Source organism: Marinovum sp. J2-8 (genome assembly GCF_055808435.1).
Map to the genome: position 1 here is coordinate 680,032 of NZ_JBVVRZ010000003.1, position 20,253 is coordinate 700,284.

Genomic DNA, 20,253 nt, shown 5'->3' on the forward strand with positions numbered 1-20,253 from the left:
TCCCATCCCTTGCCGGGCCGCATCAGATCGGTGATATTGCATCATGGACCATCCGCTGATCGATCTTATCAACCAACGCATTCAAAAGGCCGAGGCCGAGGGCGCATTTGACGATCTTCCCGGCGCGGGCAAACCCTTGCCCCATTGTGACGACCCGGAAAACGCGATGCTGAACCGTCTTGTCAAGGAAAGCGGCGGCGTGCCCGAATTTGTCAGCCTGTCGCGTGAATTGGAACGCCTGCGCGCGGAATTGCGCGACACCGGCGACCGCACCCGGCGTCAGGATATTCTGAAAGAAATGTCGTTGATGGACGCACGTATCGAACTGGCGCGCAAAGCCTACCGGTAGGGGAACGTTCCCGGATTAAACCCGCAATTTCCGTGCGGGGAATTCCCGCCTCACACGCATCAAGTTTCGCGAAACGCCTTCATCGCGCGAAATTCGCACTTGGCCCCGCATCACCGCTGGGGCACACCGAGGCCCAAAGGATGACACAGGCGGCAAAACGGGGGACATATGGTCAGCGTCAAGGAACACTACGAGGCCTATCCCTATCCTGAACGCAATCCCAAGGATAAGCGCAAGCGCCTGATCACCGGCTCGCCCTCGCATCCGGTTGAGCTTGATCATTATCTGTTTGCGGGCCAGCGCGATTGGTCAAAACCGCTGCGGGTTCTGGTGGGGGGGGGCACCGGTGACGGGCTGATCCAACTGGCACATTTTCTGAAACTGGCGAAACGCCCGCATCAGATCACCTATGTCGACCTGTCGACCGCATCGCGCGCCGTGGCCGAGGAACGCGCCAGACTGCGCGGGGTGACCGAGAATATCACGTTTCACACCGCCAGCCTGCTGGATGCGGCGGATTTCGGGGACTTCGACTATATTGATTGCTGCGGCGTGCTGCATCACCTGCCTGATCCGGATGCCGGGTTTCGCGCCCTGCGCGCAGCACTTGCGCCCGGTGGTGGCATGGGCTTCATGGTTTATGCGCCGCTCGGGCGTTCGGGTGTCTATCCGCTACAGGCTGCATTTGGCGCAATGTTCGCTGATCTGCCGCCGAAAAAGCGCCTGAAGGCGGCCAAGGCGGCATTTGCAAAACTGCCAGAAGGCCACCCGTTCAAGCGCAATCCACATCTTGGCGATCACCGCGACTCGGATGCGGGGTTTTACGATTTGTTGCTGCATGGCCAGGACCGGGCCTATGACGTGCCCGATCTGGTGGCCACGCTGGCGCGCACGGGCTGGGCGCTCAGCTCCTTCACCACGCCATCCTATTATGATCCGACGCGGTTTGCCCCGGTGCCTGCGGGCATGGACCCGGTGGCGCGCATGGCGCTGGCGGAACAATTGTGCGGCTCCATGCGGTTGCATATCGCCTATGCGGTCGCGGCCGACGCCAGCGCGGGGCGCATCGCGGATGGGCGCGCGCCGACGCTGGTGCCGCATCTGATCGGCGTGGCCCCCGGTGTCCTGGCCAAAGCCGTGGCCGAAGGTCGCCCAATCCCCGTCACCATGGGCGGTGAGCGCAACGCGCTGGAATTGCCGCGCGATGCCGCGCCATTGCTGGCGCAGGTCAACGGGCGACAAACGCTGGGGGACATTGCCAAAGGGGCCGGGCTGGACCCGATCCGCTTCGCGCCGCTCTGGGGCAGGGCCGCGGACAAGCTGTCCGGCTGGGGCTTGCTTCTTTACTCCGGTCTTTTACGTTAAATCCCATGTGCGGACGTTTCGCGGTCACTCTCCCCCATGATGCCATGGCGCAGCTGTTCGAGGCCACGCAGGCCAATGACCTGCCTGACCCGGTAAACTATAACGTCTGTCCGACAACCCGGATTGCTGTGATCCGCGCGGGCGAAGGCCATCGCATGTTGCAACCGATGCGGTGGGGGTTCTTGCCGCATTGGTACAAGACCCCCAATGACGGGCCCTTGCTGATCAATGCCCGCGCGGAAACGATTGCCGAAAAACCCGCCTTTCGCAGCGCCTGTCGCACCCGCCGGTGTCTTATCCCCGCGACCGGGTTTTATGAATGGACCAAGGATGCCGACGGCAATCGCCTGCCGTGGTATATCTTCCGCGCCGACGGTGCGCCGCTGGTCATGGCCGGGATCTGGCAGGATTGGTCACAGGACGGGATGGATCTGCGCAGCTGCGCCGTGGTCACAACCGGCGCAAATGTGGCAATGCAGAAAATCCACCACCGAATGCCGGTGATCCTGCCACCGGAAGATTGGGCAATGTGGCTGGGTGAACACGGCAAAGGCGCGGCACGGCTGATGCAGGCCGCGGACGAGGATGTGTTGGAATATTACCGCGTCGATCCAAAGGTGAATTCGAACCGGGCAACCGGCGAGACCCTGATTTCGCCACTGTGAAAACGGCGCTTAGATCTCTCTCCCACGTTCATCTGACCAAAAATATCCCGGGGGTGAGGCCAAAGGCCGAGGGGGCCCCCTTCTTCGGTTGCCACCTGACGCAGCATTTGGCGGATTGGCGTGGGCTCTCTTCCCGGGCCAACACCGCAAGCCGTGATTACGCCCGTCACCGTATCCAGAGCGCGCAATAGGGCGGCAAGGCGATGGTCCCGTGATAGTCACCGACCTCCTGATCGCTCAGCACATCGAACAGCCGCGTTGCGCCTTGGGACATGACCCAATTGGTCGACAACACCTGCCAGGTCTCGGTGAAATTGAAAACGCATGCCATTGCGCCGGTCGGCGCGCGGCGGGCAAATGCAAAAAGCGCAGAATTGCCGGTGTCCAGCACCTCGGTCGGGATCTTGCCGTGAAATTCGGGGGTTTCGGCGCGGCGCGCCAGGATGTGGCGTATCCCGTGGAACACCCGGCCCGGCACGCTTTCGCGATCCTGATGTGCGGCGGCAACCCGGTCCCAGTTCATTCTGGGCCGGTGCAACCAGCGGCTGTCATGACGATGGGCCGGGGTGTCACGATAGCCATAATCATTGGTCAGCCCGATCTTATCGCCCATATAGATCAAGGGGATCCCGCCATAGGCCGCGATCAGCGCATGCCCCATCAGGATGCGGTCAATCGCCAGCGCGATTTGCAGGGCATTGTCGCTGTCCTGGGCGCGTTCCAAACCGGCCAATGATGCGGTGGTGCCGCTGTTGCGTTTGTCGCCGGTGTCGGGATTGTACTGGAACAACGCGCCCTTGGCGAAAGTTCCGGGAAAGCTGCCATCATAGAAATCCGCCAGAAACCGGCGGTGCAGGAAACCGTTCAACCCGGTCGCGCCTGCGTCTTCGTCGGTGACCGCCCACCCAATATCATCGTGGCAACGCAGATAGGTGGCATAGGTGGCATTGGTCAGAACCGGGGGGAAATGCGTCGACATCACATGGGTCATCAACCGCGTGTCCCGCGACGCGAGAGAGGACCAGAATTGCACCATTAGCGAGTTGTGATAGGCGAGGTTGCCCTCCTTGCCGTCATGCTCCCCACGTCCCAGATAGGGCAGCATTTCCGCAGGGCCGACAATCGCCTCTTCCAGATGAATGACCGCCGGGGCCGCTATGCGGGTGGCGGCGCGCAGGGCCTGAAGCAGCATATGCACCTCTGGCTCTGACTGGCATCTGGTGCCCAGACGTTTCCACATAAAGGCCACCGCATCCAGCCGCAGGACATCAACGCCCTTGTTGGCCAGAAACAACATGATGCGCAGCATATCCAGAAAGACCCGCGGCTTGGCCCAGTTCAGATCCCATTGGTGGTCGTTGAATGTGGTCCAGACCCAGCGCTGGATGTCGTCGTACCAGGTAAAGCTGCCGGGCGACGTGTCGGGGAAAATTTCGATCAGGCTGCGCTCATAGGCCTCTGGCTGGCTGCGGTCCGGGAACAACAGATAATAATCGCGATAGGTCGCATCCCCGGCGCGGGCCTTTTGCGCCCATTCATGTTCCTTGGCCGTGTGGTTCACCACCATATCAACACAGACGCTGATCCCACGGGCGCGACAGGCGGCGGTGACGGCCTCGAAATCTGCCATGGTGCCAAAATCTGGGTTGATGGCGCGGTAGTCCATCACGGAATAGCCGCCATCATTGTCGCCGGGGCGCGGATGCAGGCAGGGCATGAAATGCACATAGCTCACCCCCAATTCCACCAGATAATCCAGCCGCTCGATCACCCCCGCCAGATCATCGGCAAACCGGTCGATATAAAACACATAGCCATTCATGCCCGGTTGCTGGAACCAGTCCGGGTCCAGATCGCGTGCCATATCCAGCGCCTTGAGCGCCGTCGGGCGTGTCAGCGCCGCGTGACGCAAACTGTCGTCCAGATCCCGGCGAAACTCTTGGAAATCCGGGTGATCGCCATAAAGCTGCTCCAGCATATGCCACAGATCGTCTTTGCTGCGGGCGTAGCGCAGCTTGAAGACGTCAAGATCACTCAGACTGGCCGGGCGGGACGTATCGGGCATGGAACCTCTTGGATTGTTGGTCACGTCGGATTGAATTGCCGGGGAAAGTCGCATTGCCGCAGCCATTGGTCAACGGAGGGCGAGCGGAAAACGCAGTTGCTTTGCAATGTTGGTCAATCCCGTGTTGACCTGCCCGTCGGCATGACGTAATCACCGTTTCTGCTGGGCGGGCGTTGTGTAATGGTAAGACCTCAGCCTTCCAAGCTGATGATGCGGGTTCGATTCCCGCCGCCCGCTCCAGCCAAACTCCACCGACATCACGCAGCGATAATTCCCGGGCCGGGTGGTCCGATGTGATTGTCATGCGCCCGCGCATTTTGAGAATTGGCGGTTTTGCGGCATACTTCCCCCTGTCCACACCGGGGGGGGGAGGGGGCGGATGATCACGATACGGATGCTTGCGATCTTGGTTTTTGGCTGTTTGGGCCTGCCCGCAATGGCCGCCAAACAGGCGCTGATCATCGGCAATGCCGCCTATTCAGAGCTGCCGTCGCTGCAAAACACCCATGGCGACGCGGGCGGCTATGCGGCGGCCTTTGATGAATTGGGTTTTGCGGTCACCTATCTGAAGGATCTGGATGAATCGGCGCTGGAAGAGGCAATCGTCACGTTTGTCGATGGCATCGCGCCGGGGATGAGGTGGCTTTTGTTTTTGCCGGCCATGGCTGGAGCGCCAATGGAATCAATTACCTGATTCCCGTGGATGCCCCGAAACAGGCCACCGCCCGGCTGTTGGCGCGCCGGTCTTTGGCGTTGAAAAACGGTGTGAACGGGGTGCTGGACGAGATCGCGGCCCAGGGCGCGCTGTTCAGCCTGGCCATCATCGACGCCTGTCGCGACAATCCATTTGAGGGCAAAAGCACGCGCAGCGCGGGAAATACACGCGGATTGGCGCGGGTGGAGCCGGTGCGGGGCTCTTTTGTGATCTATTCAGCGGGCGAGGGGCAGACTGCATTGGATCGGCTGCAATCCGATGGCCCGGATCAGCCCTATTCTGTTTTCACCCGCCATTTCCTGCCGGTCCTGACCTCTGACATGTATCTTGAGGATGCGGTGTTTGCGGCCCAGGAACGCACGGCCGAAGATGCGCGGCGGGAAAATCACCTGCAAATCCCCGCGGTCTATCGCCAGAAACTGGGCAAGACCTGTCTGCGCGGCACATGCGGCGCGGCGTCAGCCCCGCCACCGCCCCAGGTCGAAGAGGCCGTGATCGACAGCGGCGGCTGGACGGTGGAACAGCGGGTTTCGGGGGAAATGTCGCTGAACCTGAACGGCACCCCGATTGTCGCCCCAGACGGCAGCAGCGTGATGTTTCTGCGCAGCGTTGCGGAATACAAACAAACAGAGTTTCAATACCTGAAAGTGTTCCTGGAGCGCTATGACGGGGCGGGCAGACGGCGGGTGTCAGAAGAGTTGCACACCCTCGCCAATGCGCTTTACGAGGGCCCGGACGGCAGCGCGGTGCTGATGGATTTCCGAAAGTTCTGGTTGGTGGACCAACAGGGAAACATGAGTGATCCCAAAGGGTTCATTGGCGGAGATGTGGCGTTTATCCACAAGACTGTGCCGATTTCGGATCGGTTGTTGCGTATCTATGGCAAAAATTCGCGGGCCGAGGATGCCCCGGATGTGGTGTTTGACATCGATCTGACCACCGGCGTTGTGCATGATCCGGTTTTCACGAAGCGGCGGATTATCGACCGATGTATTTTGAGCCGTCCGGCCATTTCGCCATTGGGTATTACGTCAACAAACCCGAACGCGAGATCGAGGTTTATGCGCCCGATGGCCAGCAATTGTTTGTGGCGGATGTGTCGGTTGCGGGTCACGAAGGGTTGCAATGGACCACCGGTCCGCTTGGGCTTTACCTGTTGTATCGGACCAAGGAACAACAGGTCTGGCGCAATGAGATGACCCTGATGATCAAGGAATGGTCAGGGCGTGAAACCCGCCGCGAGATCCGGTTGCAACATGACCCGCTGTTTCCCGAACGGGTCTGGCCTGGCGGTGGATGAAAACGGCATGGTTCTGGTCTATGACGGGGTGGGGAAAACCTATGTCGAACGGTTTGACATCTCGGGCCAGTCGCATCTTTGGTTCGCTGAAATTCCGGGGTTTTCCCAAGGTTATCAATTCCCCTGGACCCCACGCAGTTTGGCGGACGGTGGCGTGATTCTGGATATCGGAATGAAAACACCGATCCGGCCGGAACCGGGGGGGCAGGATGGGTTTCAGCTGATCCGGATTGGGCGTGCGGGCCAGGTACAAGCGCCCCGGACCGCAGAGTAGCGTCAGGGCGTCAAACTGGTCGGATTTTTCCAGGCGGTTTCAGGCAAGACCGCCAGCCCCAAACCTGGCCCAAACCTGATCCGAACCTGACGCAAAGCCTATGGCAGGTCGTCCACCGCTTGCCCCCGTCTGCTCCATTCCGTAAACCGCAAGCGGACGTGATAGGAGAGCCGCATGGCGCGTGGATTGGCCCAACCGCAGGAAGAGCGGGACAAATCGAAACGCATTGGGGCGCTGGGCGCGCTTTGGCCGTTTATTCTGCCCTATCGGGGGCTGATGGCGCTGGCGATTCTGGCGCTGATCGCGACCGCTGCGACCTCGCTTGTGCTGCCTTTGGCGGTGCGCCGGGTGATCGACAATTTTGGCGGGGTGGATGGCGCGTTGCTGGACCGCTATTTTGCTGCCGCACTGGGGATTGCGGCCTTGTTGGCGGTTGGGACGGCGCTGCGCTATGCGCTGGTGACGCGGCTGGGCGAACAGGTGGTGACCGACATCCGCAAGGCGGTGTTTGCCCGTGTCATGGGATTGAGCCCGGCATTTTATGAACGCATCATGACCGGCGAAGTGGTCAGCCGGATCACCACGGATACCACGCTTATCCTGTCGGTCATCGGCTCGTCCATTTCCATCGCTCTGCGCAATGTGTTGATTTTCCTAGGGGGTATGGGGCTGATGCTGTTGACCTCGCCCAAGCTGACGGGATTGGTGTTGTTGATTGTGCCCGCGGTTGTGGTGCCGATCCTGACGCTGGGCCTGCGGTTGCGCAGCCTGAGCCGGGAAAATCAGGATTGGATTGCGGCCTCTTCTGGCCGTGCCTCGGAAAGCCTCGGCGCGGTGCAGACCGTCCAGGCCTTTACCCATGAGCTGTTGACGCAAAAGGCGTTTTCCGATGTCACCGACAAATCGCTGGATGCCGCCAGGCGGCGGATCACCACGCGGGCGATGATGACCGCCATTGTGATCTTTTTGGTGTTCACCGGCGTGGTCGGGGTGCTGTGGATCGGGGCGCATGATGTGCGCGCTGGCGACATGAGCGCCGGCAGCCTTGTGCAATTTGTGATCTATGCGGTGATGGTGGCCGGTTCGGTTGCCGCCCTGTCCGAGATTTTCGGCGAATTGCAGCGGGCCGCCGGGGCCACGGAACGGCTTGTTGAATTGCTGCATGCCAAGGATATGGTCAATGATCCCGACAGCCCCTTGCCATTGCCCGCCAATATTCGCGGTGCGATCCGGTTCGAAAATGTCACCTTCACCTATCCGCAGCGCCCGGATGTTTCGGCGCTGGATCAGGTGTCGCTGGACATTCAACCGGGGGAAACCGTGGCGCTGGTCGGCCCGTCGGGGGCGGGCAAGACCACGATCATTCAGATGCTGCTGCGGTTTTATGACCCGGCATCGGGCCGCATCACATTGGATGGGGTCGATATTGCGGCCATGCGCCGGGATGCCTTTCGCGGGGCCATGGCATTGGTGCCGCAGGATCCGGTGATCTTTGCCGCCTCGGCGCGGGACAACATCCGCTTTGGGCGGCCAGAGGCCAGCGACAAGGATATTGAGGCGGCGGCACGCGCGGCGGCGGCGCATGATTTCATTTCGGCCTTGCCGGATGGCTATGACAGCGGGTTGGGCGAACGCGGTGTGATGTTGTCGGGGGGGCAGAAACAGCGGATCGCCATCGCCCGCGCCATCCTGCGCGACGCTCCGGTGCTGCTGTTGGACGAAGCGACAAGCGCGCTGGACGCCGAAAGCGAACGCGCGGTGCAAAACGCGGTAGACGCCCTGAGCCAGAATCGCACCACCCTGATCGTCGCGCACCGGTTGGCCACGGTGAAAAAGGCCGACCGCATTGTGGTGCTGGATCAGGGGCGGATCGCCGCCATCGGAACGCATGACGCGCTGGTTGCCGAAGACGGGCTTTATGCCCGGTTGGCGCGCATGCAGTTCACCGATGGAATCGCCGCAGAATAGGCGAATGCGCAATTGGAACGCAGCGTCGCATTTTTTGCGCCGGTGCGTCACTCTTGCGTGGTAGGATATTCACACGCATCCTGTCGGCAAAGAATGAAGCCCGCATCAGACGGGCCATGGGAGGACTATCATGGGATTTGCATCAGCTGCCGATTGCGTTGCCATTGAAACTGAAATGCCTTGGGCTGCGCGTCAGGAACCGGCGACAATTCACGGGATGATCGACCGGGTTGCGACACGGTTCCCGGACCGGCCCGCCATCAGCTATCAACTTCTGTCGGGACCAAAGGACCCGGCCCAGACCGTGACCTGGTCGCAATTGCAGACCAAGGCCAATCAGGCGGCGAATTTGTTTCGCAGCCTCGGCATCGGGCCAAAGGATGTGGTGGCCTTTGTCCTGCCCAATTGTCTTGAGACCTCTTATGTGCTGCTGGGCGGCATGGTCGCGGGCATTGTGAACCCGATCAATCCACTGCTGGAGCCGGAACAGATCTCTGCCATTCTGCGCGAAACCAAGGCACGTGTTGTGGTCACGCTGAAGAGTTTCCCCAAAACCGACGTGGCACAAAAGGTCGCCAGCGCGGTCGCAGAGGCCCCGGATGTCGGCCATGTGCTGGAAATTGACCTCAACAGCTACCTCAGCCCGCCCAAAAGCTGGCTGGTGCCGTTCTTGCGGCCCAAAACCCCGGACCGTCATCACGCCAGGGTTCTTGATTTCGTCGCGGAAATGGCGCGCCAGAACAAGGTGCTGGATTTTGAGGATCCGCAACAGGATCGGGTCGGGGCCTTCTTTCACACCGGCGGCACCACCGGCATGCCGAAAGTGGCACAGCATCTCTATTCCGGCATGGTTTACAACGGTTGGCTGGGCGCGCGGCTGTTGTTTTCGGAAGAAGACAACATCATGTGCCCACTGCCGATGTTCCATGTGTTTGCCGTGCATGTCATCCTGATGGCGGCATTGTCGTCGGGGGCGCATGTGGTGTTTCCAACACCCGCCGGCTATCGCGGCGAGGGGGTGTTCGACAATTTCTGGAAACTGATCGAGCGCTGGAAAATCAGCTTTATCATCACCGTGCCAACTGCCGTATCCGCCCTGATGCAACGACCGGTGGATGCCGATATTTCTTCGGTCAAAACCGCCTTTTCCGGCTCGGCGCCGATGCCCATGGAATTGTTCAAACGGTTCGAATCCTCGTCGAAGGTTCAAGTCATCGAAGGCTACGGCCTGACCGAGGCCACCTGCCTCGTGTCCTGTAACCCCACCGAAGGCCAGAAAAAAGTTGGCTCTGTCGGGCTGCCACTGCCGTATACGCATGTGAAAATCGTCAAACGCGCGGGCAATGGCCCCGAGGCATGTGGCGTCGACGAAATCGGCGAAATCTGTGTCGCCAATCCCGGTGTCTATGCCGGATCGACATACACCGAGGCCGACAAGAACCACGACCTGTTCCACGAAGACATCTACCTGCGCACCGGCGATCTCGGGCGGATTGATGGCGACGGCTATCTTTGGATCACGGGCCGGGCCAAGGATCTGATCATTCGCGGCGGTCACAATATCGACCCGGCCGAGATTGAAGAGGCGCTGCTGACCCATCCGGCGGTGGCATTTGCCGGGGCCATCGGCCAACCCGACGCCCATGCCGGCGAATTGCCCTGTGCCTTTGTCGAACTGGTGGCAGGATCCGAAACCACCGAGGCCGAGCTGCTGGCACATTGCAAGACCCATGTGCATGAGCGGGCAGCGCATCCAAAGCATATCACCATTCTGGATGAATTGCCGAAAACGGCGGTGGGCAAGGTGTTCAAACCGGATCTGCGCAAACACGCAATCACCCGCATCTACAACGCCGCCTTGTCCGAACGTGGCGTCAATGCCCATGTGGCCGAAGTGATCGACGACAAGAAACGCGGTCTGGTGGCGCGTATTGCGAAATCCGGTATCACCCGCGAAGAGGATGTGAGCCATGTGTTGGGGGCCTATACCCGACCTTGGGAATGGGCAGAGTAGGGGCCACTGCTGACTGTGCCGGCTTAACCCTTTCGCCTTTCATCTGACCGAAAATATCCCGGGGGGTCTGGGGGGCTGGCCCCCCAGCCTGTCGGCACGCAACGGCGTGACGATTGCCCGCACTTTCGACCGCCAGCTGTCCAGTCCGCTAGCCGATTGCGTTTTCGCGCAGCACTTCCAGCGATACGATCTCCAGCGCCTTCTGATGGGTCGCCGCCAGATTGACTTTGGGCGCACAGCCTTCGTCATGGGCCTGAAGGAACCTCGCGGCGCAGAGACACCATTGATCGCCCGCCATCAAACCGGAAAACCCGAATTCCGGGCGCGGTGTGGTCAGGTCGTTGCCGACATATTTCGAAAACGCCAGAAATTCCGCAGTCATCACGGCACAGACCGTATGGCTGCCCTGATCTGCGGCGCAGGTGTTGCAATGGCCATCGCGAAAATATCCGGTCAGCGGGTCAATCGAACACCTGGTCAGCGGGGCGCCAAGCACATTGACAGAGGGGTCTTTTTCCATGGGGTATCCCTTGAATGATCTCAGCGAAATTTGTCGGCCAGCTTTTGCAGGGCGGTGCGAGTGTCTTCGGGCGCCGACTCTGCGGCCCGCTCCTTCACCTTGGCAGGTGTCTTCGCGGGCGTTGTGGCGGCGGTTGCGGTGCGGTTGGCACTTCTGTTGGAACTGCGGGGCGGGGCCACTTGCAGTGCGATGGCGTTCAGAAACTTGCCGCTGTCGCCGGTCGCAAGGTCCGGTGCCCCCCGGCCAAGCCCATCCAGAAGCGGCACCAGCCAATCGTCATCGGCACGGGCAAAATCATGCAGCACATAGCCAGCCACCATTTCCTTGCGTCCCGGGTGACCGATCCCCAGCCGCACGCGCTGGTATGCCTCGCCGATATGGCCGTGGATCGACCGCAGACCATTGTGCCCCGCATGGCCACCGCCCATCTTGACCCGCACCTTGCCGGGGGCGAGGTCCAGTTCATCATGGAACACCGTGATGTCGCCCGGCTCCAGTTTGTAAAACCGCATCGCCTCGCCAACTGCCTGACCAGAGCGGTTCATGAAGGTTTCCGGCTTCAACAACAGCACCTTGTCACTGCCCAGACGGCCCTCGGCGATCTGGCCCTGAAATTTCGCTTTCCAGGGGCCAAACCCGTGATCAGAGGCAATCCGGTCCAACGCCATAAAGCCGATGTTGTGCCGGTTGCCTGCATATTGCCCACCGGGATTGCCCAATCCCACAAAGATCTGCATCGCCATTGTCCTTTGTCCCTCGCCACAGCTTGCCCTGCCACAGCGCCCTGTTTCAACGCAAAAAGCCCCGAAGGTGCAACCCCGGGGCTTTCAAAGATCATGTTGGCCAACCACTTTGACCACGGGTCAAAGAGATCGGCTTTGGGTGGGATTAGTCTGCCGATTGCTCGGAAGCGGGCACATCACCTGCTTCGCCATCTTCGTCTTCGTCATCCGCAGATTTCAGACCCGAGGGGGCGGAAATGTTGCAGATCACGAAATCGCGGTCTGTCGTCGGCTTGGCGCCTTCGGGCAGGTTCACGTCCGAAATATGCACGATGTCGCCAATATCCAGGCCGCTCAGATCAACTGTGATCTGCTCGGGGATATCGCCGGCGGTCACGATCAATTCGACCTCGGGGCGGACAACGGTCAGCACGCCACCTTTTTTCAGGCCGGGCGCGGTTTCTTCGTTGATGAAATCGACCGGAATGAAGAGGTTGATCTTGGTGGTGCGGCGCAGACGCATCAGGTCAAGGTGCGTCGGAAGGTCTTTGACCACGTCGCGTTGCACGTCGCGGCAAATCACCCGCACGTCTTCCTGGCCTTCAACCTTGAGGTTGAAGAGGGTCGACTTGAACCGGCCAGCGCGCAGTTTTGTCAGCAATACGTTGAACGGAATCTGGATCGGAAGCGGATCGTTGTCGCCGCCAAATACGATTCCTGGAACCATGCCGTCGCGGCGTGCCTGACGAGCGGCGCCCTTGCCTGTCCCCGTCCGTTCCAAAGCGTGAAGATCTGGGATCTCACCTGCCATGTGTTTATCTCCTGGTTTAGGGCGGGGATCCTCCAAGGCTGTATCCCCGCGTGAAGACGCGCCTATAGACCGAAAAAGCCGGTAATAAAAGTCATTTTTGCACCGCTCCCGGGGGATTGGGCCGGGTTTTTGCCGGGAAGAGGCCGGGAAGAGGCGGGGCAGAGTTTGGCGATTGCCAAACCTGTAGACCCATGGCACGGATTGGCCATGATTTCACGCGACGATATTGCGGCCGCCCGCGCGCCTCTGGCCTGTTTCATGACGGTGGGTTTGGTGTTCGGTGCCTTTGCTGCGCAGGTGCCGGCCATCAAGGCGCGGATAGATGTCACCGATGGGATGTTTGGCATCTGTCTTTTGGTGGCGGCGTCAGGCTCGATCCTGGCGATGTGGTTGGCGCCCCGGCTGGACATGCAGCTCGGGCGGCGGACGCTGGCCGCGCTGGGGCTGGTTGCGGGCTGTCTGGTGGTCTCTTTGGGGATCGCGACAGGGCCCCTGGGCTTTGCTTTGGCGATGTTTTCCGTTGCAGCGGCAAGTGGGGCGCTGGATGTCATCATGAATGCCAGGGTGTCCGCCATTGAGGCCCGGCGCGGGCGACCGTTGATGAATTTCGCCCATGCAACCTTTTCCATGGCGTATGCGGTGGCGGCGTTGGTGTCGGGGGTGCTGCGCGAAGGGGGCTGGTCGCCGATCGCGGTTTTCGCGCTTTTGGCGGTCGTCAATCTGGGGTTGGTTCGGGTGGCCCTGGGCGACCGGGCTGCGCCGCTTGTCGAGGACAGTGACGAGGCCAGCCATCTGCCCGCAGCGCGCGGTTTGCTGCTGTTGGGCGGCTTGGTGATCCTTGTCGGCTTCATGGCGGAAAATGCCACCGAGGGGTGGTCGGCCCTGCATCTGGAGCGCACCCTGGGCGGCGGCGCGGCAGAGGGCGCATTGGGCCCGGCGATCCTGGGGGCGACCATGGCGTTGGGCCGTCTGGGCGGTCAGGCGATGGTGTCGCGGTTCAGCGAGGTCGCGGTCATGGCAATCGCGGCTGCGGTTGCGGCGTTTGGTGCCTTTGTTGCCGGTTTCGCCAATGGTCTGACCATGGCCTATATCGGTTTTGCCACTTTGGGTGTCGGGGTGTCGGTGGTGGCGCCGATGGCATTTTCCCACGTCGGGCGGAATGTGCGGGACCGGGTGCGCACCGCCGCCATCGCGCGGATTTCCATGATTGGCTACACTGGTTTTTTCATCGGTCCACCGATCATGGGATTCGTGTCCGAGGCTTATGGCCTGCGCATATCCTTTGTCGCCATGGGCGGTGCGCTGTTGATTATCACATGCATTCTTGCGCCGCTTCTGGCCGCAGGTCAAAGGAGACGCCATGCTGGTTGATGGATTTCATGATGTGCCAAAGGGCAAGGTCGCGGCGGTGGTCACCCATCTGGAGATGCGCAGCCCGCCGGTGCGGAAATCTGCGGCTCTGCCTGCGGGTCTGATGATTTCGCGTGTCACCGACCCCGACGTGACTTGGTATCGTGATCTGTTTTGCCGGGTGGGGGGGCAGGATTGGTTGTGGTTTTCGCGGTTGCGGCTGGACGATGCGGCCTTGAGCGCGGTGCTGGGCGATCCGGGGACCGAAGTGTTCACCGTTGATGTTGCGGGCCGGGCCGAGGGGCTGTTGGAGCTGGATTTTCGTGTCACAGGTGAATGTGAGCTGGCCTATTTCGGGCTGACCTCTGCCTTGATCGGGAAGGGGGCGGGACGGGCGCTGATGACGTTTGCGATCGAGCGCGCGTTTGGCCGCCCAATCGAGCGGTTCCACGTGCACACCTGCACGCTGGACAGCCCGCAGGCGCTGGGGTTTTACCGCCGCAGCGGATTTACCCCGATACGGCAACAGATCGAGATTGCGGATGATCCGCGGCTGATCGGGGATCTGCCGCGGGATGCCGGACCGCATGTGCCGGTTTTCACTGACGAACCCGCCTTCGAAATCTGATCGGCGTTTGCGGATCGCGTCAGTTGCCGCTGCGCGCGCCCCGCTGCCAGCGGCCGCCAAAATCTTCGGGCACCAACAGGATATCGCGGTCCACATCCGCGATGTCGCGTTTGCCGCACAGCGCCATGGACACATCCATTTCGCGGTGGATCACCTCCAGCGCGCGGGTCACCCCGGCTTCGCCCATTGCGCCCAGACCATAGATAAAGGCGCGCCCGATATAGGTGCCTTTGGCCCCCATCGCCACGGCCTTGAGCACGTCCTGACCAGAGCGGATGCCGCTGTCGATATGGACCTCGATCTGATCGCCCACTGCGTCAAGAATTTCCGGCAGAACCCGGATAGATGACAGCGCACCGTCCAATTGTCGCCCGCCGTGGTTGGACACGATGATGGCATCCGCACCAACCTTAAGCGCCATTTTGGCGTCTTCGGCGTCAAGGATCCCCTTCAGGATCACCTTGCCCCCCCACAGTTCCTTGAGCTTGGCGATCTTGTTCCAATCCAGCGAGGGATCAAAGTTTTCGGCCGTCCAGGCCATCAGCGAGGACGGGTCGGAAATGCCTTTGACATGGCCGACGATATTGCGGAACCCACGGCGTTTGGTTTGCAACATGCCCAAGCCCCAGCGCCAGCGCGTCGCCAGATCGGCGATCACTTTGGGGGTGAGTTTGGGCGGCGCGGACAGGCCGTTTTTCAGATCCTTGTGGCGTTGGCCCAGGATTTGCAGATCCAGTGTGATCACCAGGGCGGAACATTTCGCCGCGCGGGCGCGTTCGACCAAACGACGGACGTAATCCTCGTCCGTCATGGTGTAGAGCTGGAACCAGAAGGGTTTCGTGGTGTGTTCGGCCACATCCTCGATCGAACAGATCGACATGGTCGACAGGGTAAAGGGGACGCCGAATTTCTCTGCCGCCTTGGCCGCGAGGATTTCGCCATCCGCATGTTGCATGCCCGTCATGCCCACCGGGGCCAGCGCCACGGGCATGGCCACGTCCTGGCCAATCATCTGGGATTTTGTGGTGCGATTCGTCATGTCGACCGCAACGCGCTGGCGCAGGCGGATCTGGTCGAAATCGCTAACATTTTCCCGAAAGGTTTGCTCGGTCCAGCTGCCGGATTTCACAATAATCATAGAACATCTTGGGCGCACGCGCCCGATACAGGCGCTTCAGGTCTTCAATACAGGTGATCACTGCCATGCCGGGTCTTTCCTGGGAAATGTCGATATTGGTCAGAAACTTTTACCAATACTGGAGTTTTAAGGCAAGAGGCCACAAACGATTTAAGCAGTGCTTTACCTATCTGCGCTACCGTCGCCGCAATAGTACAGGAGACGCGTATGAAGGGTATGGTTTTTACCGAGTTGATGGCCATGGCCGAACAGGCCATCGGTGAAGAAGCGGTTGACGACATCCTGGACACTTTGGAGTTGGAAAATGACGGCGCCTATAGCGCGGTCGGCAACTATCCTTGTTCGGAATTGATGCGGATCGTTGGCGCGATCAGCGATCAGACGACAATCCCGGTGCCGGATCTGCAACGTCAGTTCGGCCGATGGATCCATAGCCGCTTTGTTGAATCCGATCCGGGGTTCTTCAAGGGCAAGGACAATGTCCTTGTCATGTTGGATGCGATCGAAAACGAGGTGCATGTGGAGGTGCGCAAACTCTATCCTGATGCGGAACTGCCGACCTTTGAAACCGAATGGCAGGGCGACAAGGCGTTGAAAATGACCTATAGTTCCGACCGGCCCTTGGTGCCGTTCTGTCATGGCATGATCGAAGCCTGTGTTGCGCATTTTGGCGCGCCGGCGGAAATTTCCGTGTTGGACAATGCGGAGACCGGCAATGAAAATACCGCGCAATTTCTGATCCGATTGACGGGATAGCTGGATGGATAGCGCCAGGCCAAAGACATGGCGATGGCACCGGTCCCCCCGCGGAAAACACCCCGACCAGCGGCAGCAGTCAGGGTGAGGGCCCTGTTTCGCGTCGCAGGTATCTGCGCGAACGCAAAGCCCGCGAAGAAGCAGAACGCCTGTTGGATCACAAAAGCCGCGAGCTGTTCGAAGCCAATGAAGCGCTGAAATGTCAGGCCGCGACCCTGGAAGATCAGGTGCGGTCGCGCACTGCGGATCTGACCGAGGCCAAGGCCGAGGCTGAACGCGCCAATGACGCAAAAACCGCGTTTCTGGCCATGATCAGCCATGAAATCCGCACGCCGTTGAATGGTGTGCTGGGCATGGCCGAAGCTTTGGCCGACACGCAACTTGCCATGGCGCAGAAGGATATGCTGGATGTCATGACATCCTCCGGCAATGCGCTGTTGTCGATTGTGAACGATATTCTGGACCTGTCCAAAATCGAGGCCGAGCAGTTGGAAATCGAGCGGGTTGGTTTTGACCTGCATGATCTGTTGGAAACCGTTTACCGGCTTTACGCATTGAAGGCGCTGGAAAAGGGACTGTCGTTTGATCGCGACTTTGCGATTACCGGGCAATATCGGGTGCTGTCGGATCCGACACGACTGCGTCAGGTGGTGTCGAACCTGGTATCAAATGCCATCAAATTCACCCAAAAGGGCGGGGTGACCCTGTCGGCCCGGGTTGAACCGGGGGAAAATGCGCATAGCGCGCAATTGGTGGTCGCAATCAGCGATACGGGGCCCGGTGTCCCGCCTGACAAACGCTCAAAGCTGTTCAAACCTTTTTCGCAGACCGATGCCTCTGTCACGCGACAGCATGGCGGCACCGGGCTTGGCCTTTGGATTTCGCGCAAGATTTGCCACCTTATGGGCGGCGACCTGGAATTTGCAGCGCCCGACACAGGCGGGTCGGTGTTTACCGCCACTGTGGCGGTTGGCCTGCCAGAGGATTGTGAATTGCGCCGCAAACGCCCGGTGCTGGATGCCGAGGCCGTATTATACGCCCGGCCCTGGCAGGTGTTGGTGGCAGAGGACAACAAGACCAACCGGCTTGTTCTGCATCACCTTTTGAAACGCTATCCGCTGGTCATTTCGATGGTTGATGATGGCGCACAGGCGGTGACCGCCTATCGCAGTGGCGCCTATGACATCGTGTTGATGGATGTGAACATGCCGGTCATGGGCGGGCTGGAGGCCGCGGCCGTGATACGCGCCTATGAGGATGAGGCCGGTCTGCCGCATTGCCCGGTGATCGCCCTGACCGCAAACGCCATGACCCACCAGGTCGAAGAATACCTGCGCCGGGGCATTGATGCCCATGTGGCCAAGCCGGTCAAACGGGACGTGCTGATCCGCCGCATGGCGGATCTTTTGGTCGAAGGGGTGCCCCCAAAGGAGTGAGGTCAGGCGCTATGCGCGCCATCGGCCAGGGTTTTGACAAAGGCCAGCACGTCGGCTGTCGGTTCCCCGTCGCCCAATCGTTTGACGATGGCAGAGCCGACCACACATCCATCGGCCACCCCGGCCACATCCGCCGCTTTTTCCGGTGTGTTGACGCCAAATCCGACAATCACAGGCAGATCCGTCCCGGCCTTGATCCGGGCCACTTCCGGGCCGACGTCGCCGGCCTGGGCTTCGGCCGATCCGGTGATTCCGGTGATCGACACGTAGTAAACAAACCCGGATGTGTTCTGCAAAACCTTGGGCAGGCGTTTGGCGTCGGTGGTCGGGGTTGCCAGACGAATGAAATTCAATCCCGCGGCCTGCGCCGGCAGGCAGAGCTCTTCGTCTTCTTCCGGCGGCAGATCAACCACGATCAGACCGTCAATCCCCGCCGTCTTGGCCTGCGCCAGAAAGGTGTCGACCCCACGCGAATAGATAGGGTTGTAATACCCCATCAGGACAATCGGCGTTTCATTGTCGGTTTCGCGGAATTTTGTCGCCAGTTCCAAAGTGCGGTCCAGGGTCATGCCGCTTTCCAGCGCCCGTTGCCCGGCCAGCTGGATCGTCGGGCCATCCGCCATCGGATCGGTAAATGGCAAGCCAAGTTCGATCACATCCACGCCTGCACCGGGCAGGCCGCGCACCAGCTCAAGCGAGCTGTCGAAATCTGGATCACCCGCCATGACATAAGCGACAAAGGCCTTACGGTTCTGTGCTTTGAGCGCGGCGAATTTGGCGTCGATACGGGTCATGCGGCTGTCCTTCGGATATCTTTCCCTTCATGTGCCGAATTTGTGCGGTCTTGGCAATGGGGCAGGGGCGTCTCTGGCCCTTGTAGGGCGTCCTTGCGGCGAGGCCCGAAAGGATGTGACATGTGGCGACGACTTGCGCTTGTCTTCCGGCCCAAATAGAAGCGCCGGGTGAAATTGCCTGCAAAACACGCGGAACATGCACCCGCACTGTCAAAGGATCATCGGTCATGGGCTTCAAGATGGGGATTGTCGGTCTGCCAAATGTCGGCAAATCGACGCTTTTCAACGCGCTGACGCGCACCGCAGCGGCGCAGGCGGCGAATTTTCCATTCTGCACCATTGAACCCAATGTGGGTGAGGTCGCGGTGCCCGATCCGCGGCTCGACAAATTGGCGGCGATCGCCACGTCGAAACAGATCATTCCGGCGCGGATGACCTTTGTTGATATTGCCGGGCTGGTCAAAGGTGCGTCCAAGGGCGAGGGCCTCGGCAATCAGTTCCTTGCCAATATCCGCGAAGTGGATGCCATTGCCCATGTGCTGCGCTGTTTCGAAGACGGCGATGTCACCCATGTCGAAGGCCGGGTCGACCCCGTGGCCGATGCCGAGGTGATTGAAACGGAACTGATGCTGGCCGACATGGAAAGCATTGAAAAGCGGCGCGCTGGATTGGTGCGCAAGCTGAAAGGCAACGACAAGGAGGCCATCCAGCAGGATCGCCTGCTGGCGGCAGCCCAGGAGATGCTGGATCAGGGCAAACCCGCGCGTCAGGCCGACGTCGACGAAGAGGACGTCAAAGCCTGGAAAGGCCTGCAACTGCTGACCTCGAAAAAGATCCTTTACGTCTGTAATGTCGATAAGGCGAGCGCCGCCGAAGGCAATGAATTTTCGGCCCGTGTCGCCGAAATGGCCGCGGCCGAGGGCGCAGGATCCGTGGTGATTTCCGCGCAGATCGAAGAGGAAATCAGCCAGCTCGACGATGATGAGGCCGCGATGTTCCTGGACGAGATGGGCCTGGATGAGGCCGGTCTTTCCCGTTTGATCCGTGCAGGTTACGACCTCTTGCATCTGGAAACCTATTTCACCGTCGGTCCCAAAGAGGCCCGCGCCTGGACAATCCGCGAAGGCACCAGCGCCCCGAAAGCCGCCAGCGTGATCCATGGCGATTTCGAAAAAGGGTTCATTCGCGCAGAGACCATCGCCTATGACGATTATGTCGCCTGTGGCGGTGAAAACGGCGCCAAGGAAGCGGGCAAAATGCGCGCTGAAGGCAAATCCTATATCGTCAAGGATGGCGACGTAATGCACTTCCTGTTCAACACCTGAGGTCTGCAAGGCCATAGCGTCATGCGTGGGCCCCGGTCCGCATGGCGATGATCACCTG

The 20,253-nt window shown here is 60.3% G+C and carries 18 protein-coding genes, 1 tRNA gene and 1 pseudogene; 14 read left to right on the forward strand and 6 right to left on the reverse strand.

The window, feature by feature from the left end:
- Positions 1-43: 43 nt before the first annotated feature.
- From AC0L4F_RS12825 to AC0L4F_RS12835, 3 genes are all read left to right on the forward strand, one after another.
- The gene (locus AC0L4F_RS12825) at positions 44-349 is read left to right on the forward strand and encodes a DnaJ family domain-containing protein (protein ID WP_244688897.1); all 306 of its coding nucleotides are present in this window, start codon (positions 44-46) and stop codon (positions 347-349) included.
- Positions 350-517: 168 nt separating this feature from the next.
- A complete protein-coding gene (locus AC0L4F_RS12830; protein WP_244688898.1) occupies positions 518-1,714 on the forward strand; it encodes a class I SAM-dependent methyltransferase in 1,197 nt (398 codons plus the stop codon).
- A gap of 5 nt (positions 1,715-1,719) precedes the next feature.
- A complete protein-coding gene (locus AC0L4F_RS12835) occupies positions 1,720-2,379 on the forward strand; it encodes an SOS response-associated peptidase (protein WP_244688899.1) in 660 nt (219 codons plus the stop codon).
- Between the two features lie 166 nt (positions 2,380-2,545).
- Here AC0L4F_RS12835 and AC0L4F_RS12840 read toward each other — a convergent pair whose 3' ends face one another.
- Positions 2,546-4,444 (reverse strand): amylosucrase, encoded by a 1,899-nt coding sequence (locus AC0L4F_RS12840; protein WP_244688900.1) that lies wholly within the window; start codon positions 4,442-4,444, stop codon positions 2,546-2,548.
- A 166-nt stretch (positions 4,445-4,610) separates the two neighbouring features.
- On the opposite strand from AC0L4F_RS12840, the gene AC0L4F_RS12845 reads away from it, so the two are divergent.
- The 6 genes from AC0L4F_RS12845 (at position 4,611) to AC0L4F_RS12870 (ending at position 10,715) form a co-directional block, all read left to right on the forward strand.
- Positions 4,611-4,684, forward strand: a tRNA-Gly gene (locus AC0L4F_RS12845).
- A 139-nt stretch (positions 4,685-4,823) separates the two neighbouring features.
- Positions 4,824-5,138: a caspase family protein gene (locus AC0L4F_RS12850; protein WP_348524102.1), complete on the forward strand. Its 315-nt coding sequence runs from the start codon at positions 4,824-4,826 to the stop codon at positions 5,136-5,138.
- Entirely contained in the window at positions 5,084-6,358 is a 1,275-nt protein-coding gene (locus tag AC0L4F_RS12855) for a caspase family protein (protein WP_348524103.1), read from the forward strand. Before AC0L4F_RS12850 ends, AC0L4F_RS12855 begins: the two co-directional genes overlap by 55 nt.
- Positions 6,359-6,415: 57 nt before the next feature.
- Positions 6,416-6,733 (forward strand): hypothetical protein, encoded by a 318-nt coding sequence (locus AC0L4F_RS12860; protein ID WP_244688901.1) that lies wholly within the window; start codon positions 6,416-6,418, stop codon positions 6,731-6,733.
- A 174-nt stretch (positions 6,734-6,907) separates the two neighbouring features.
- The gene (locus tag AC0L4F_RS12865) at positions 6,908-8,701 is read left to right on the forward strand and encodes an ABC transporter transmembrane domain-containing protein (protein WP_244688902.1); all 1,794 of its coding nucleotides are present in this window, start codon (positions 6,908-6,910) and stop codon (positions 8,699-8,701) included.
- Positions 8,702-8,831: 130 nt separating this feature from the next.
- Positions 8,832-10,715: an acyl-CoA synthetase gene (locus tag AC0L4F_RS12870; protein ID WP_244688903.1), complete on the forward strand. Its 1,884-nt coding sequence runs from the start codon at positions 8,832-8,834 to the stop codon at positions 10,713-10,715.
- Positions 10,716-10,863: 148 nt separating this feature from the next.
- Here the strand turns inward: AC0L4F_RS12870 and AC0L4F_RS12875 are convergent, their stop codons facing one another.
- The 3 genes from AC0L4F_RS12875 to AC0L4F_RS12885 form a co-directional block, all read right to left on the reverse strand.
- The gene (locus tag AC0L4F_RS12875) at positions 10,864-11,235 is read right to left on the reverse strand and encodes a DUF2237 family protein (protein WP_244688904.1); all 372 of its coding nucleotides are present in this window, start codon (positions 11,233-11,235) and stop codon (positions 10,864-10,866) included.
- Between the two features lie 20 nt (positions 11,236-11,255).
- A complete protein-coding gene (pth, locus tag AC0L4F_RS12880; protein WP_244688905.1) occupies positions 11,256-11,972 on the reverse strand; it encodes an aminoacyl-tRNA hydrolase in 717 nt (238 codons plus the stop codon).
- Between the two features lie 151 nt (positions 11,973-12,123).
- Complete coding sequence (locus tag AC0L4F_RS12885) at positions 12,124-12,768, reverse strand: 50S ribosomal protein L25/general stress protein Ctc (protein WP_244688906.1); 645 nt, start codon at positions 12,766-12,768, stop codon at positions 12,124-12,126.
- 207 nt (positions 12,769-12,975) lie between these two features.
- On the opposite strand from AC0L4F_RS12885, the gene AC0L4F_RS12890 reads away from it, so the two are divergent.
- Both AC0L4F_RS12890 and AC0L4F_RS12895 read left to right on the forward strand, forming a co-directional pair.
- A complete protein-coding gene (locus tag AC0L4F_RS12890) occupies positions 12,976-14,139 on the forward strand; it encodes an MFS transporter (protein WP_244688907.1) in 1,164 nt (387 codons plus the stop codon).
- Positions 14,129-14,746, forward strand: a complete 618-nt coding sequence (locus AC0L4F_RS12895; RefSeq protein WP_244688908.1) for a GNAT family N-acetyltransferase — start codon at positions 14,129-14,131, stop codon at positions 14,744-14,746. Before AC0L4F_RS12890 ends, AC0L4F_RS12895 begins: the two co-directional genes overlap by 11 nt.
- Positions 14,747-14,765: 19 nt before the next feature.
- Here the strand turns inward: AC0L4F_RS12895 and AC0L4F_RS12900 are convergent.
- Positions 14,766-15,951 (reverse strand): annotated as a pseudogene (locus AC0L4F_RS12900) (alpha-hydroxy acid oxidase).
- A gap of 140 nt (positions 15,952-16,091) precedes the next feature.
- On the opposite strand from AC0L4F_RS12900, the gene AC0L4F_RS12905 reads away from it, so the two are divergent.
- Entirely contained in the window at positions 16,092-16,640 is a 549-nt protein-coding gene (locus AC0L4F_RS12905) for a heme NO-binding domain-containing protein (RefSeq protein WP_244688909.1), read from the forward strand.
- Positions 16,641-16,792: 152 nt separating this feature from the next.
- On the forward strand, positions 16,793-18,076 hold the full coding sequence (locus tag AC0L4F_RS12910) for an ATP-binding protein (protein ID WP_244688910.1): 1,284 nt from the start codon (positions 16,793-16,795) through the stop codon (positions 18,074-18,076).
- A 2-nt stretch (positions 18,077-18,078) separates the two neighbouring features.
- On the opposite strand, the gene trpA is transcribed toward AC0L4F_RS12910, so the two are convergent.
- On the reverse strand, positions 18,079-18,870 hold the full coding sequence (gene trpA, locus AC0L4F_RS12915; protein WP_244688911.1) for a tryptophan synthase subunit alpha: 792 nt from the start codon (positions 18,868-18,870) through the stop codon (positions 18,079-18,081).
- 227 nt (positions 18,871-19,097) lie between these two features.
- Between trpA and ychF the strand changes: the two genes are divergently transcribed.
- Complete coding sequence (gene ychF, locus AC0L4F_RS12920) at positions 19,098-20,195, forward strand: redox-regulated ATPase YchF (RefSeq protein ID WP_244688912.1); 1,098 nt, start codon at positions 19,098-19,100, stop codon at positions 20,193-20,195.
- Positions 20,196-20,253 lie beyond the last annotated feature (58 nt).

Bases quoted from the DNA above. Each gene is read 5' to 3' on its own strand.
- AC0L4F_RS12825 (WP_244688897.1), top strand. From the start codon at position 44: ATGGACCATCCGCTGATCGATCTTATCAACCAACGCATTCAAAAGGCC.
- AC0L4F_RS12830 (WP_244688898.1), top strand. From the start codon at position 518: ATGGTCAGCGTCAAGGAACACTACGAGGCCTATCCCTATCCTGAACGC.
- AC0L4F_RS12835 (WP_244688899.1), top strand. From the start codon at position 1,720: ATGTGCGGACGTTTCGCGGTCACTCTCCCCCATGATGCCATGGCGCAG.
- AC0L4F_RS12840 (WP_244688900.1), bottom strand. From the start codon at position 4,444: ATGCCCGATACGTCCCGCCCGGCCAGTCTGAGTGATCTTGACGTCTTC.
- AC0L4F_RS12850 (WP_348524102.1), top strand. From the start codon at position 4,824: ATGATCACGATACGGATGCTTGCGATCTTGGTTTTTGGCTGTTTGGGC.
- AC0L4F_RS12860 (WP_244688901.1), top strand. From the start codon at position 6,416: ATGACCCGCTGTTTCCCGAACGGGTCTGGCCTGGCGGTGGATGAAAAC.
- AC0L4F_RS12865 (WP_244688902.1), top strand. From the start codon at position 6,908: ATGGCGCGTGGATTGGCCCAACCGCAGGAAGAGCGGGACAAATCGAAA.
- AC0L4F_RS12870 (WP_244688903.1), top strand. From the start codon at position 8,832: ATGGGATTTGCATCAGCTGCCGATTGCGTTGCCATTGAAACTGAAATG.
- AC0L4F_RS12875 (WP_244688904.1), bottom strand. From the start codon at position 11,235: ATGGAAAAAGACCCCTCTGTCAATGTGCTTGGCGCCCCGCTGACCAGG.
- pth (WP_244688905.1), bottom strand. From the start codon at position 11,972: ATGCAGATCTTTGTGGGATTGGGCAATCCCGGTGGGCAATATGCAGGC.
- AC0L4F_RS12885 (WP_244688906.1), bottom strand. From the start codon at position 12,768: ATGGCAGGTGAGATCCCAGATCTTCACGCTTTGGAACGGACGGGGACA.
- AC0L4F_RS12890 (WP_244688907.1), top strand. From the start codon at position 12,976: ATGATTTCACGCGACGATATTGCGGCCGCCCGCGCGCCTCTGGCCTGT.
- AC0L4F_RS12895 (WP_244688908.1), top strand. From the start codon at position 14,129: ATGCTGGTTGATGGATTTCATGATGTGCCAAAGGGCAAGGTCGCGGCG.
- AC0L4F_RS12905 (WP_244688909.1), top strand. From the start codon at position 16,092: ATGAAGGGTATGGTTTTTACCGAGTTGATGGCCATGGCCGAACAGGCC.
- trpA (WP_244688911.1), bottom strand. From the start codon at position 18,870: ATGACCCGTATCGACGCCAAATTCGCCGCGCTCAAAGCACAGAACCGT.
- ychF (WP_244688912.1), top strand. From the start codon at position 19,098: ATGGGCTTCAAGATGGGGATTGTCGGTCTGCCAAATGTCGGCAAATCG.